This is a genomic window from Puribacter membranae, from assembly GCF_055380425.1.
Window position 1 is genome coordinate 2,118,509 of sequence record NZ_AP040167.1, and the last position, 15,131, is coordinate 2,133,639.

The 15,131-nt window shown below is 52.5% G+C and carries 9 protein-coding genes and 3 tRNA genes; all 12 read left to right on the forward strand.

Translation table 11 applies throughout. The features are described from left to right. Window positions 1-473: 473 nt before the first annotated feature. The 12 genes from ACZ41M_RS10185 (at window position 474) to ACZ41M_RS10240 (ending at window position 15,128) form a co-directional block, all read left to right on the forward strand. Window positions 474-5,192: a glutamate synthase-related protein gene (locus tag ACZ41M_RS10185; RefSeq protein WP_464732155.1), complete on the forward strand. Its 4,719-nt coding sequence runs from the start codon at window positions 474-476 to the stop codon at window positions 5,190-5,192. A 36-nt stretch (window positions 5,193-5,228) separates the two neighbouring features. Further along, window positions 5,229-6,698, forward strand: coding sequence for a glutamate synthase subunit beta (locus ACZ41M_RS10190; protein WP_464731273.1), 1,470 nt, complete (start codon window positions 5,229-5,231; stop codon window positions 6,696-6,698). Window positions 6,699-7,132: 434 nt separating this feature from the next. Beyond that, window positions 7,133-7,759 carry a LemA family protein gene (locus ACZ41M_RS10195; protein ID WP_464731272.1) on the forward strand — a complete coding sequence of 209 codons (627 nt, stop codon included), beginning with the start codon at window positions 7,133-7,135 and terminating at the stop codon, window positions 7,757-7,759. Window positions 7,760-7,874: 115 nt separating this feature from the next. Beyond that, the gene (locus ACZ41M_RS10200; protein ID WP_464731271.1) at window positions 7,875-8,852 is read left to right on the forward strand and encodes a TPM domain-containing protein; all 978 of its coding nucleotides are present in this window, start codon (window positions 7,875-7,877) and stop codon (window positions 8,850-8,852) included. Beyond that, entirely contained in the window at window positions 8,852-9,391 is a 540-nt protein-coding gene (locus ACZ41M_RS10205) for a TPM domain-containing protein (protein WP_464731270.1), read from the forward strand. Before ACZ41M_RS10200 ends, ACZ41M_RS10205 begins: the two co-directional genes overlap by 1 nt. 83 nt (window positions 9,392-9,474) lie before the next feature. Beyond that, window positions 9,475-9,551 (forward strand) — tRNA-Pro (locus ACZ41M_RS10210). A gap of 22 nt (window positions 9,552-9,573) precedes the next feature. Then, window positions 9,574-9,650, forward strand: a tRNA-Arg gene (locus tag ACZ41M_RS10215). A gap of 25 nt (window positions 9,651-9,675) precedes the next feature. Next, window positions 9,676-9,751, forward strand: a tRNA-His gene (locus ACZ41M_RS10220). A gap of 217 nt (window positions 9,752-9,968) precedes the next feature. Continuing rightward, entirely contained in the window at window positions 9,969-10,979 is a 1,011-nt protein-coding gene (dusB, locus tag ACZ41M_RS10225; protein ID WP_464731269.1) for a tRNA dihydrouridine synthase DusB, read from the forward strand. Between the two features lie 19 nt (window positions 10,980-10,998). After that, window positions 10,999-11,343 (forward strand): helix-turn-helix domain-containing protein, encoded by a 345-nt coding sequence (locus tag ACZ41M_RS10230; protein WP_464731268.1) that lies wholly within the window; start codon window positions 10,999-11,001, stop codon window positions 11,341-11,343. Window positions 11,344-11,417: 74 nt separating this feature from the next. Then, entirely contained in the window at window positions 11,418-13,013 is a 1,596-nt protein-coding gene (purH, locus tag ACZ41M_RS10235; RefSeq protein WP_464731267.1) for a bifunctional phosphoribosylaminoimidazolecarboxamide formyltransferase/IMP cyclohydrolase, read from the forward strand. A 78-nt stretch (window positions 13,014-13,091) separates the two neighbouring features. Further along, entirely contained in the window at window positions 13,092-15,128 is a 2,037-nt protein-coding gene (locus ACZ41M_RS10240) for an HsdM family class I SAM-dependent methyltransferase (RefSeq protein WP_464731266.1), read from the forward strand. Window positions 15,129-15,131 lie beyond the last annotated feature (3 nt).

The window sequence follows — 15,131 nt, forward strand, 5'->3', positions numbered from 1 at the left end:
CGGTTGCGCGAATCTTGGGCCGTATTATAGCGTTAAAGCGTGTGCCGTGTCGTCCTCCAAAAGGCAGAGAAGGTGCTTGGGTGACGACTGGCGGGCGTGGGTTGGGCGAATGCGGATGACGGCTTGTGAATATTGCTGTTTTGGGTGCTTGTCGTGTTGTTGGTGGTGGGCGGATGCTGCGGATGTATTTGATTTATCAAACAATATTTAATATGTCCCTAATTAAATAAAACAATATTTATTGTAATGTTTATAAATTACACTGACCCTATTTAATAAGCGTTGCCAGCCTGAGCAAACGCGGTTATAGTTGTTGTTCAATTTATACCATGCCATTCGTTGGCGTTTTTTCGCCAACGGATTGAGCAGACTTTGACCAACCACCGTGCGACGCGATACGTCGGCATACGGAGAATATGATGACCGAACAAACCATGATTTTTCAGCCCAAAGCGGAGGCGCTTAGTCAGGCGATGAGCCAATCGAATCTGAGCGAATTCGCCCAGCAGACCGCTTTGCGTGAACAAGCACACCAAGATGGCCTGTACCGCAAAGAGTCTGAACACGACGCCTGCGGTGTGGGTTTCGTTGCGCATATCAAAGGGGAGCGCAGCCACAACATCGTATCGCAAGGTTTACAGATTTTGATTAACCTGGACCATCGTGGCGCGGTCGGTGCCGATCCGCTGATGGGCGATGGTGCGGGTATTTTGTTGCAAATTCCCGACACTTTGTACCGCGAAGAGATGGCCAAACAAGGCGTGATCCTGCCTCCGGCGGGCGAATACGGCGTGGGCATGATTTTCTTGCCCAAAGAAAACGCCTCGCGCTTGGCCTGTGAGCAGGAATTGGAGCGCACCGTGCGCGCCGAGGGTCAGGTCGTGCTGGGTTGGCGCGATGTGCCGGTGAACAAGGATATGCCGATGTCGCCGGTGGTGCGCGAAACCGAGCCGGTGATTCGCCAGATTTTCATTGGCCGTGGTCAAGATATCATGGTCACCGACGCGCTGGAGCGCAAACTGTATGTGATCCGCAAAACCGCGTCGCACCGCATTCAAAAATTAAACCTGAAATACGGTAAAGAATACTTCGTGCCGTCCATGAGCGCGCGCACCGTGGTGTACAAAGGCTTATTGCTGTGCGACCAAGTGGGCGAATATTTTGCCGATCTGCGCGACGAGCGCACCGTGTCGGCGATTGCGCTGGTGCACCAACGTTTCTCGACCAATACCTTCCCTGCGTGGGAATTGGCGCACCCGTATCGCTTCATCGCGCACAACGGCGAGATTAACACGGTCAAAGGAAATGTAAACTGGATTCGTGCGCGTCAAAAAGCGATCACGTCTGCTGTATTGGGTGACGATCTGCACAAACTCTGGCCGCTGATTTATCCGGGACAGTCGGACACCGCCTCGTTTGACAACTGTTTGGAATTGTTGGTGATGGCCGGTTATCCGTTGTCACACGCGATGATGATGATGGTGCCGGAAGCGTGGGAGCAGCACGATTTGATGGATCCGACGCGCCGCGCATTTTACGAATACCATGCCGCGCTGATGGAGCCGTGGGACGGTCCGGCCGCTTTGTGCTTCACCGATGGCCGTCAAATCGGCGCGACGCTGGATCGCAACGGTTTGCGTCCGGCGCGCTACTGTGTGACCGACGGTGATTTGGTGGTGCTGGCCTCCGAATCCGGCGTTTTGCCGATCGCCGACTCGGACATCAAACAAAAATGGCGCTTGCAGCCAGGCAAAATGTTGCTGATTGACACCGAGCAAGGCCGCATCATCTCCGACGACGAAATCAAGAGCAATCTGGCGAACGCGCGTCCGTACAAAGAGTGGAGCAAACGTCTGTCGGTCAAACTCGAGGACGTCGCCGTGCCGAGCGAGGAGCGCCCGACGCCGAAATCCGAATTGCTCGACCGCCAGCAGGCCTTTGGTTATTCGCAAGAAGACATCAAAGTGATTTTGCAAGCCATGGGGCAAAACGGCGAAGAAGCCACCGGCTCAATGGGTAATGACGCGGCACTGGCCGTGTTGTCCAACAAAAACAAATCGTTTTACAACTATTTCCGTCAGCTGTTCGCGCAGGTGACCAATCCGCCGATTGACCCGATCCGTGAGCAAATGGTGATGTCGCTGGTCAGCTTCATCGGTCCGAAACCGAATCTGCTGGACATTAACAACACCAATCCACCGATGCGAATCGAAGTGGCGCAACCGGTTTTGACCTTTGAAGACATGGCGAAAATCCGCCACATCGAAAAATACACCGACGGCAAATTCAAATCCTTCCTGCTGGACATCAAATATCCGGCGGAATGGGGCGCTGCGGGCGTAGAGGCGCAGTTGGCTTCGTTGTGCGCCTTGGCGGTGGATGCGGTGAAATCGGGACACAATATTCTCGTGTTGTCCGACCGTGGTGTGGATGCCGAACACTTAGCGATTCCGGCCTTGCTCGCGACCTCGGCGATTCACCAGCACCTGGTGGAGCAAGGTTTGCGCACTTCGACCGGCTTGGTGGTAGAAACGGCCAGCGCGCGCGAAGTGCATCATTTTGCCCTGCTCGGCGGCTTTGGCGCGGAAGCGGTACATCCGTATCTGGCGTTCGCGACCTTGACCGATATGGTGCAAAAAGGTTTGATTAAAAACAAAAAACCGGCCGAAGCGATTGAATATTTCATCAAAGCGGTGGGCAAAGGCTTGCAAAAAGTCATGTCGAAAATGGGTATTTCCACCTATATGTCTTATACCGGCTCGCAAATTTTCGAGGCAGTCGGCTTGAAGCAAGAACTGGTGGATAAATACTTCAAAGGCACACCGACCAATGTCGGCGGTTTGGGTCTGTTCGAAGTGGCGCAAGAAGCCGTTTCCATGCATGCCAAAGCCTTTGGCGACAAGCAAGATTTGCAGGAAAAATTGGCAACCGGCGGCGAATACGCATGGCGTAACCGCAGCGAAGAGCATATGTGGACGCCGGATGCGATTGCGAAATTGCAACAATCCACCCGCCGCAACAACTACCAAACCTATAAAGAATACGCGCAGATCATCAACGATCAATCCAAACGCCACATGACTTTGCGCGGTTTGTTTGAATTTAAAGTTGATCCGAGCAAAGCGATTGCATTGGACGAAGTGGAACCGGCGACCGAGATCGTCAAACGCTTTGCCACCGGCGCGATGAGCTTGGGTTCGATTTCAACCGAAGCGCATTCAACCTTGGCTGTGGCAATGAACCGCATCGGCGGCAAATCAAACACCGGGGAAGGCGGCGAAGACCCACGCCGCTACCGTGAAGAAATGCGCACCGGCTCATCTGGCATTCAAGACGGCCAAACCATTGCCGATATCATCGGTAAAGACCGCGTATTGGTCGACATCCCGATGAAAGCGGGCGACTCGCTGCGCTCGAAAATCAAACAGGTCGCGTCGGGTCGTTTTGGTGTGACCGCCGAATACCTCGCCAGCGCCGATCAGATTCAGATCAAAATGGCGCAGGGTGCGAAACCGGGCGAAGGCGGCCAATTGCCGGGCGGTAAAGTCTCCGAATACATCGGTGCTTTGCGTCACTCCACGCCAGGTGTCGGCCTGATTTCGCCGCCGCCGCACCACGATATTTACTCGATTGAGGACTTGGCGCAGTTGATTCACGACTTGAAAAACGTCAATCCGGCGTCGTCCATTTCCGTCAAATTGGTGTCGGAAAATGGCGTCGGCACCGTCGCTGCGGGTGTGGCCAAAGCCAAAGCCGACCACATCGTGATCGCTGGTCACGACGGCGGTACGGGTGCGTCGCCTTTGTCGTCGATCAAACACGCGGGCGGTCCGTGGGAGTTGGGCTTGTCCGAAACCCAGCAAACTCTGGTGTTGAACCGCTTGCGTTCACGCGTGCGCGTTCAGGTCGATGGTCAGGTGAAAACCGGTCGCGACGTGGTCATCGGTGCGCTGCTCGGTGCGGAAGAGTTCGGTTTTGCGACCGCGCCATTGGTGGTGGAGGGTTGCATCATGATGCGTAAATGTCACCTGAACACCTGTCCGGTGGGCGTGGCAACGCAAGATCCCGTGCTGCGCAAACGCTTTACTGGTCAGCCGGAGCACGTGGTGAATTATTTCTTCTTCGTGGCCGAAGAAGTGCGCGAATTGATGGCGCAATTGGGCATGCGCACGTTTGAAGAGTTGGTCGGCCGCAGTGATTTGATCGACATGCGCGCGGGCATCACGCATTGGAAAGCCAAAGGCTTGGATTTCTCACGCATTTTGCACCAAGTGCCAAACATCGGCGACGACACCAGCTATCAAACGGCGGTTCAAGACCACGGTCTGGACAAGGCGCTGGATCAAAAGTTGATCGAAAAGTCCGCCGATGCGCTGAACGAAGGCAAAGCCGTGTCGTTCATGCAGCCGGTGCGTAACCTGAATCGCTCCATCGGCGCCATGCTCTCGGGCGAAGTGGCCAAGCGCTACGGTCATGATGGTTTGCCGGACAACACCATTCACATTCAAATGAGTGGTACGGCGGGGCAAAGCTTCGGTGCCTTCCTCGCGCGCGGCGTGACCTTTGATCTGGTCGGCGAAGGCAACGATTATGTGGGCAAAGGCATGTCCGGCGGTCGCATCATCGTGCGTCCATCGAATGGTTTCCGTGGTAAATCGTCGGACAACATCATTGTGGGCAACACCGTGATGTACGGCGCGATTGCCGGTGAGTCCTACTTCTCCGGTGTGGCGGGCGAGCGTTTTGCCGTGCGTAACTCCGGCGCGAGTGCGGTGGTGGAAGGCACGGGCGATCACGGCTGCGAATACATGACCGGTGGCACGGTGGTGGTGCTCGGTCAAACGGGTCGCAACTTCGCGGCCGGTATGAGCGGCGGCGTGGCCTATGTGTTTGACCCGAAACGCCAGTTCAAAAACCGTTGCAATACCAGCATGGTGCAATTGAACACCGTCTTGCCGGAAGCGGAGCAAAAAACCCAAGACCCTGTGTTCCACAGTATCTCGGTACACGCCGCACCGGCGAGCGACGAGGCGAATTTGCGCACCTTGGTCGAAGCGCATTTCAAATACACCGGCTCGGAAGTGGCGCGTGAAATTTTGGACAACTGGGAAACCGCGTTGATGCAATTTGTCAAAGTCATGCCGATTGACTACCGCAAAGTGCTGGAGCAGCGTGCGCAGAATGCGGCCTGATGTGCTGAGACTGAAAAAACAGATTAAGGAAAAATCATGGGAAAAATTACTGGATTTTTAGAACAAGAGCGCATCAGCCCAAGCTACGATGCGCCGGAGAGCCGAGTTCAGCACTACAAAGAATTCGTGCATATTTTGAAGGATGAAGATGCGGGTAAACAAGGCTCGCGCTGCATGGACTGCGGCATTCCGTTTTGTCACAACGGCTGTCCGGTCAACAACATCATTCCCGATTTTAACGACTTGGTGTACAAGCAGGATTGGGAAAACGCGATCAAAGTATTGTCATTGACCAACAACTTTCCTGAGTTCACCGGACGCATTTGCCCCGCGCCATGCGAGGCCGCCTGTACACTGAACATCAATGGCGACGCGGTCGGCATCAAATCCATCGAACAAGCGATCATCGAAAAAGCCTACGCCAACGACTGGGTGCAACCGCGCATCCCAGCGGTGAAAACCGGCAAAAAAGTTGCGGTGGTTGGCTCGGGGCCTGCGGGTTTGGCCGCGGCGCAGCAGTTGGCGCGTGCGGGTCACGATGTGACCTTGTTTGAGAAAAACTCGCGCATCGGTGGTTTGCTGCGCTACGGTATTCCGGATTTCAAACTCGAAAAACACGTCATCGACCGTCGCATGGCGCAGATGGCGGCCGAAGGCGTGACGTTTAAAACCAATACCACCGTTGGCAGCAAAGAATTCGTTAAAGGCGTGGCCAATACGGCGCAGGAATTCATTTCACCAGAGGAGTTGAAAGAACAATTCGACGCCGTGGTGCTCTCCATTGGCTCGGAAACGCCGCGTGATTTACCGGTGCCGGGGCGCGAACTCAAAGGTGTGTACTTCGCACTCGAATGGCTGATCGCGCAAAACCATGAAGTCGCGGGTGATGCGAAAAATCCGATCAACGCCAAAGGCAAACACGTTGTCGTCATCGGCGGTGGCGATACCGGCGCGGACTGCGTGGGTACGGCCAATCGCCACGGCGCAGCCAGCGTGACACAGATCGAAGTGATGCCCAAACCGGCGGAAGTCGAGGACAAAACCGCGACCAGCGTATGGCCGTATTGGCCCATCAAGCTGCGCACCTCTACCAGTCACGATGAAGGCTGTATCCGCGACTGGGCCATTGGCACGCAATCGTTTGAAGGCGCTAACGGTCAAGTGGAGAAACTGAACGCTGTGCGTGTGGAGTTCAAGGATGGCAAAATGGCCGAAGTGGCCGGTAGCGAATTTGAAATCAAAGCCGATCTGGTGCTGCTCGCGATGGGTTTCGTGCATCCGATGCAATCGGTATTGGATGCATTCGGCGTTGACAAAGACGCGCGTAACAACGCCGCTGCCCCAACCGACGGCGAGAAGGCCTACGCGACCAATGTCGATGGCGTATTCGTCGCCGGTGATGTGCGTCGCGGTCAGTCGCTCGTGGTGTGGGCGATTCGCGAAGGCCGTCAGGCCGCGCGTGAAGTCGATATGTACTTGATGGGCGCGAGTAATTTGGCGCGCTAAGAGGTCTTAGACAGAATAACGCAGTTTTTTCACCACATTGCGGTGAAAACCCCTTGCAAATACGGGCGCAGTAAGCTTTCTGTAAAAGAAAGCGCGTAGTCTGTGAGGTGTAGAGCGAAAAGTGCTCTGAACTGTTGCTTTGTGTGATTTGGGTCGCCTTCGGGCGGCCTCTTTTTTTGCCCGAAATAATGTGTTGAGTCATTGCGGGCTTGCCCCGCAATCTTCTGGCGAGGGGAGGCCGTATCCAGTACGGCATGCTCCGCTATGTTGAAGGGAATGCGTATAAATAATTTGATCCGGCGTCAACCTATCGGCACGAACTGAGTTATACTGCTCCGCGTAGTGGAAAGTGGTGACAACAAAGGCTTTGCGTTCATGAAGTCATGCTCGCCACCGAGTTTTTATGTGAATATCATTAAGTAAGGAGTCGCGAAATGCGTTCATTATTATCAGCAGTGATTGTTGCCGCCACGATGTTGTTGTCCGGCTGTGGGTATAACACCATGCAGGCGCAGGACGAGGCCATCAAAGCCAAGTGGTCGGAAGTTGTTAATCAGTACCAACGCCGTGCGGAATTGATTCCAAACATCGTGAAAACCGCCGAAGCGGAAGCGAACTTTGAAAAAGGCGTGTTGACTGAAGTCACCCAAGCGCGCGCATCGGTTGCGGGTATGAAAGTGACGCCGGAATTGATTAACGATCCGGTGGCGTTTAAAAAATTCATCGACGCGCAAAACCAATTGCAAGGCGCTTTGTCACGCCTGTTGGTTGTGTCGGAAAACTACCCGAACATCAAAGCCAACCAAGCGTTCCAAGAAGTGCGCGCCCAATTGGAAGGTACTGAAAACCGCATCGCCGTCGCACGTAAAAACTACATCGACAGCGTGCAGCAGTACAACACCACCTTGCGTACGTTCCCGAACAATATGACTGCAAAGGTGTTCGGTTACACGCCAAAAGCCAACTATACCGTGGCGAATGAAGCGGAAATCAGCACGGCGCCAAAAGTGGAATTCAATGTGGGCGGTTCTTCCGGTGCAGCCCCTGCACCGAAACAATAATCAGCTCTCATATTCGCTCAGAGCGCATCCGTCTGACCCACGGGTCAAAACCGATGCGCTCATGAGTCGATAGGAGCGCTGGATTTTCATGCATATCCCTGCGATACGGCACACGATGATGTTGAGCACCCATCCCTTTCGTACTTTGAAACACTGGCTCTTGAGCCTGTTCACCTTGCTTGCGCTGGCGAGCTTGTTTTCAGGTTTTGCGCATGCGCAACAAGGCTTGCAGCCGGTTCCGCCTTTGACCAAGCTGGTGGTCGATCAGGCGAATATCCTCTCACCGACCGAGGAAGAAGCGCTGTGGCAAAAACTGCTCGCGTTTGAAAAGGCCAAAGGCAGTCAAATCGCGGTCATCACCGTGCCCACCACTGCGCCTGAAGATATTTTCAGCTATTCGCAACGTGCCGCCGAGACCTACAAACTCGGTCGAAAAGGCGTGGGTGACGGTGTTTTGATCGTGGTGGCTGCGAATGATCGCAAGGTTTGGATTTACGTCATGCGTCATCTCGAAGGTGCGATTCCCGATGTCCTTGCCAAACGGGTGACCAATGAATACATCACGCCGGCGTTCAAGCAGGGTCAATACGCTGCTGGTTTGGAGGCTGCTACGACTCAGCTGATGAAGCTGATTGAGGGTGAGCAATTGCCTGCGCCCGGGGTTAATGCTGCCAATCAGCAGGTAGAACAAGTAGGGCTGTTGGATATACTGATTCTCATTGGTGCTTTGGCGATCATCGGTTCAGGCATTGCCGGTGCGACCAGCCGTTGGCTCGTTGCGCCACCAGCGGGTGGCGTGGCTGGTTTGATCGCTTATAGCATGACCAGCGTGCTCGGTTTGGGCTTGATGGCGGGGATTGCGGTGTTTATCTTCATCCTGATTTTTGGCGGTCGTTCGTATCAAATGGCGACTCAGCGCTCATCAAATAATCATCGCAACAACGATATTTTCTGGGGCGGTGGCTTTGGTGGTGGTTGGGGTGGCGGCTCCGGCGGCTGGGGCGGTGGCTCCGGTGGTGGTTTTGGCGGCGGCTGGGGTGGTTCTGGCGGCGGCGGTGATGCCGGTGGTGGCGGTGCAGGAGGGAGTTGGTAATGAAGGCATTTACACCGCTGGATCTATCATTGTGGGAGCAAATCAAACGCGTGTTGCGCCATTGGCTGACCTTCTCGTGGCAGGTCAAATCCATGCTCAGCGAAGAGGAGCGCGAGGCGATTGCGCAACGCATTGAAGAGTCTGAAAAACAACACACGGCGGAAATCGCCGTGGCCATTGAATCGCGTTTGCCTTGGTCATACCTGATGCGTCGCGCACGGGCGCGTGAGCGCGCTTGGGGTGTGTTTGGCAAAATGCAGGTCTGGGACACGCCGCAGAACAATGGTGTACTGATTTATTTGCTGTACGCCGACAAGCGCATTGAAATCGTCGCGGATCGTGCGCTGGCTCAGGTCATCGAACAGGCGCAATGGGATGCATGGGTGCACACCTTGTACGAACACGCGCACAATAAAACGTGGGGCGATGGTTTGCTGCATGTGATTGGTGAAATGGACGTTCTGTTGCGCGAGCACTTCCCGCAAACCGATGCGTATAGTGACGATAATCGCGCGAGCAACCGACCTGCGATTTTATAAAAGTGCACAAATGTGTTTGTTTTTGTCCAGAATGAGCAGAAAAACTTGCAAAGCAAAAACAGAACACATATAATCTCACTTCTCGGAGCGTAGCGCAGCCTGGTAGCGCATCTGGTTTGGGACCAGAGGGTCGCGAGTTCGAATCCCGCCGCTCCGACCATATTGACATTGCCTGCAGAAATCTGCCCGTAGCTCAGTTGGATAGAGCAACAGCCTTCTAAGCTGTGGGTCACAGGTTCGATTCCTGTCGGGCAGGCCAAATTTATTTGGTCAACCGTTCGATGGTGGCTGTAGCTCAGTTGGTAGAGTCCAGGATTGTGATTCCTGTTGTCGTGGGTTCGAGCCCCATCAGCCACCCCAAAAATAAAAAACGCCTTGCTTATTGCAGGGCGTTTTTTTATGGTTGTTGCTCCGCTAAAGCATAAATTTTGCTTAATTTTTAAGCAAATTGTTTCGGGTGCACCGCTGGGGTTTGCTACAATAGTGACTGTGGAAAAATTGTGGTGCACGATTTTTGATCAACAGTTTTTTGGATGAAAAGGGAGCGGTTTTTGCAGCCGCTCGTGACGCGTTGGATATGAAAATCGGCCCTTATGAATTACCCAATAATGTGTTTGTCGCACCGATGGCGGGCGTGACGGATCGTCCGTTTCGTCAGTTGTGTAAGCGCATGGGCGCTGGCTATGCGGTCTCTGAAATGGCCGCCTCCAATCCGCAGCTGTGGCATACGGATAAAAGCACGCGACGCTTGAATCACGCGGGTGAGTCGGCGCCAATTGCGGTGCAGATCGCGGGTGCGGATCCGCAGATGTTGGCGCATGCGGCGGCGTTTAATGTCGATAAAGGCGCACAAATCATCGACATCAATATGGGCTGTCCGGCGAAAAAGGTGTGCAGTACGGCGGCGGGTTCTGCGCTGTTGCGCGATGAGCCGTTGGTACAGAAAATCTTGGAGTCGGTTGTGCGTTCGGTCGATGTGCCGGTGACCTTGAAGTTTCGAACCGGTTGGAGCCGTGAGCAAAAAAATGCCTTGACCATTGCTAAAATGGCGCAGGATTGCGGCATTCAAATGCTCACTTTACACGGGCGTACGCGCGCCGACGGTTATAAAGGCGAGGCCGAATACGACACCATTCGCGCGGTCAAGCAGGCGGTGCAAATTCCGGTGGTGGCCAATGGTGATGTGATCAGTCCACAGAAAGCGAAGTTTGTGCTGGAGGCAACGGGTGCGGATGCGGTGATGGTTGGGCGTGCAGCGCAGGGACGGCCATGGATTTTTCGTGAAATTGTGGCGTATCTGCGCGATGGTCGGCTGATCAATCCGCCGACAGTGGCGGAGGCGAAGTCGGTGCTGCTGGCGCATTTGCAACACCATTATGATTTTTATGGCGAGTTCATGGGTGTGCGCACCGCGCGCAAACACATTGGCTGGTATGTGACGCCGTTGCGGGGTGGGGAAGCGTTTCGCCAGCGCATGAATGCATTGGATGAGACGACGATGCAATTGCAGGCAGTGGCGGATTTTTTTGACGAATTGGCCGAGCGGTACGAGTATTTACCGTACGACGCGAGCGGTGATTCAGTATAAGTAAAAAACAGAGTGAACGATGAAAGCAGTCAATATGTTGGCAGAAAAAAAAGAATTGATATCAAATGTGGCGCATGGCGCGGTGGCGCTGGATGTGACGGCGCAATCTCTAAAAACCGAAGGAACAGAAGGCGGCATGGTGGACATCGCTGCGTGCCTGAGTCACCATTTCGAGGTGTATTTTCAGGATCTGGACGGCGCGACGCCGAGCCATCTGCATCAAATGATGCTGTCGGCGTGCGAAAAACCACTGCTCGAATGGGTGATGGCGAAAACCCGCAACAATCAAAGTTTAGCCAGCGAATGGCTGGGCGTGAATCGCGCCACGCTGCGCAAAAAATTACAGCAATACGATTTGCTCTGAAAGCAAACTAAAGCCGGATCAGGCTAACGCAATCACACGAACGATTTTTATCTTTTTAAATTAACGAGGAAATCATGATCAAAACAGCATTGTTGTCCGTCTCGGACAAAACCGGCGTGCTTGAGCTCGCGCAGGCTCTGCACGCGCACGGCGTGAAACTGCTCTCGACTGGCGGCACGGCCAAACTGCTCGCCGACGCGGGTCTGCCGGTAGTAGAAGTCGCCACGCACACCGGATTTCCGGAGATGCTCGACGGCCGCGTCAAAACCCTGCATCCGAAAATCCACGGCGGCTTGCTCGCGCGTCGTGATTTACCCGAGCACATGGCGGCATTGACCGAGCACGGTATTGACACCATCGACATGCTGGTTGTGAACCTCTACCCGTTTGAAGCCACCGTTGCCAAAGCCAACTGCACGCTGGAGGACGCGATTGAAAACATCGACATCGGCGGTCCGGCGATGGTACGCAGCGCAGCGAAAAACTGGCGCGACGTGGTCGTATTGACCGACGCGAATCAATACGCCGAAGTACTGAACGAACTCAAAACCAACAACGCTGTTTCCGACGCGACCAAGTTCAAATGCTCCGTCGCTGCGTTCAACCGCATTGCCCAGTACGATGCAGCGATCAGCAATTACCTTTCCAGCATCGACCCGCAAACCCGTGATGTCGCTGCACGTGCGGAGTATCCGGAGCAACACAACGCCAATATGGTCAAAGTACAAGACCTGCGCTACGGTGAAAACAGCCACCAAACCGCCGCACTCTACCGCGACCTCTACCCCGCGCCTGGCTCGCTCGTCACCGCCCAACAACTGCAAGGCAAAGAACTCTCGTACAACAACATCGCCGACGCCGATGCCGCGTGGGAATGCGTCAAATCATTTGACGTACCCGCCTGCGTCATCATCAAACACGCCAACCCATGCGGTGTAGCGGTTGGTGCGAACAGCTTGGAAGCCTACAGCAAAGCCTTCCAAACCGACCCGACCTCCGCGTTCGGCGGCATTATTGCGTTTAACACCGTGTGCGATGGCAAAACTGCCGAAGCCGTATCCAAACAGTTCGTTGAAGTATTGATTGCACCCGAGTACACGCCTGAAGCCTTGGCCATTTTTGAAGCCAAGAAAAACGTGCGCGTACTGCACATCGACCTGTCGCAAGTCAAAAAAGCCGGCTCGATGTGGGAGCAAGGGCGTAATGCGCAAGACGTCAAACGCATTGGTTCCGGCCTGCTGGTGCAAACGGCCGACAACCACTTCCTCAAACGCGAAGACCTCAAGGTCGTCACCCAACTCGCCCCGACCGAACAACAAATCAATGACCTGCTGTTCGCATGGCAAGTGGCGCAGTACGTTAAATCCAACGCGATTGTCTACTGTGGCAATGGTATGACCCTCGGTGTGGGCGCAGGACAAATGAGCCGTTTGGACTCCGCCAAAATCGCTTCGATCAAAGCCGAAGCCGCAGGGCTGTCACTCAAAGGCTCAGCCGTTGCGTCCGATGCCTTCTTCCCATTTCGCGACGGTTTGGATGTGGTGATTGACTACGGCGCAACCTGTGTCATCCAGCCGGGCGGCTCGATGCGGGATGATGAAGTCATCGCCGCGGCGGATGAGCGTGGCATTGCGATGGTGTTTACCGGCGTGCGGCATTTCCGTCATTAAATAGATGGGTGGACAAGTTTTCACCCTTAAAAAATTTAGTTATATTATTTTTTTACTTTATTCCCCTCTGATAATTTTATGGCTCAATCTATAGAACCCAATATCGCCGACTTAGTGAATGGCTGGTTAAAGTCCTACAAACTAGACTACAAGTTAGAGCAAGAGTCTTTAAATAGTGAAATTGATAAAGCGCTCTCCGACTATTTCACTAAGAACGGTGGGGTAGGAGCCAATCGTCCCGATGCAAAGTTACTGTTGCAGGATAAAAGTCTAAATTTTTATCCCGTACTCATTGAGTACAAGGGGTATAAAGACAAACTGGTTAAACTCGATGCTGATGGTAAGGTCGAGAACCGAACAGCAAAAAACGAGCCGAACTTTAAAAACATTAACTCATTTGCTGTTAATGGAGCAGTGCATTATGCGAATGCAATACTGCATCACACCAGCTATACCGACATCATTGCTATTGGGGTAACTGGCCATAAAGATGAAGCGGGAAAAATTCACCATCAAATTGGGGTGTACTATGTATCCAAATCTAATTTTGGTGTTGGGCAAAAAGTAGGTGAGTTCTCGGACCTATCCTTTTTAGCAGATAAAAACTTTGACGCTTTTATTGAGCGTGTCAATCAGTTGAGTCTGTCGCAAGAGGAGCTTGATAAGATCAAGCATCAGCGAGAGAAAGAAATAGACTCTAGTCTGACTAAGTTAAATAATGATATTTATCAGAATGAAAAAGGCTTGGGCGAAAACGATCGAGTATATCTTGTCGCGGCATCTATCATTGCAACATTAGGTATTCCAGGCAAAGTGTCTCCACTTGAAAAGAATGATTTGAAATCGTCTACAGAAAAGGGTAATACGGACGGTGAGATAGTCGTACGAAAAATCGAAGCTTTTTTAGGTGAAAAAGACCTGCCCAAAGAAAAGAAAGACCTAATTGTCAGAACGCTCACCAATACCTTAACTACCGACAATATTAATAAAGTACACAACGGCGAGTCTCAACTCAAGAGAGTGTTTGTGAAGATTGTCGATGATTTGGGTATTTATTATAAAATTGGTCTGACAACGGACTTCACGGGCAAGCTTTTCAATGAAATGTACTCGTGGCTCGGGTTTACGCAGGATAAGCTCAATGATGTTGTGCTGACGCCTTCGTATGTGGCCACTCTTTTGGTCAAACTTGCGCGCGTTAACAAAGACTCATATGTATGGGACTTTGCTACGGGTTCGGCGGGTCTGCTGGTGGCGGCAATGAACGAAATGCTCAATGATGCGAAAAACACCGTCAACTCGCCACAAGAGTTGGCTCAAAAAGAACTCAAAATTAAAGCCGAACAATTGCTGGGTTTAGAATTACTTTCCAGCGTCTATATGCTGGCGATCTTAAATATGATTTTGATGGGTGATGGCAGCTCAAACATCCTGAATAAAGACTCACTGACTGATTTTGATGGTTACTATGGCTTTGGGGAGACTCAAAACAAATTTCCAGCGGATGCATTCGTACTGAATCCGCCTTACTCAGCCAAAGGTAACGGCATGAGTTTTGTCGAAAAAGCCCTTGGAATGATGAATAAGGGATATGCGGCCATTATTATCCAAAACTCAGCAGGTACGGGCAAAGCAGTTGAATACAATCGCCGTATCTTGCAGAAGCACACATTGTTAGCCAGTATCAAAATGCCAATTGATTTATTTATTGGTAAATCCAGTGTACAAACCCAGATTTACGTCTTTAAGGTCAATGAAAAGCACGAAAAAGACGAAATGGTGAAATTTATTGACTTCTCTAATGATGGCTATACACGAACCAATCGTAAAAAGGCGAGTAATAACCTCAAAGACACAGATCGTGCACGTGAACGCTACGAAGAGCTGGTTAACCTTGTGCGTTTTGGTAAAAGCAAGCTGAATATTTTTACAGCCAAAGAATATTACGAAGCCACCATTGATCCGTCCAATGGCGCGGATTGGAATCAAACAGCCCCTATTAATACCAAGCCGACATTGCAGGATTTTAAAAAAACAGTAAGTGATTACCTCGCCTGGGAAGTATCCAATCTATTAAAACAGCAAAGCAATGGAGATAATGGGCTGGGAAAGTAGATG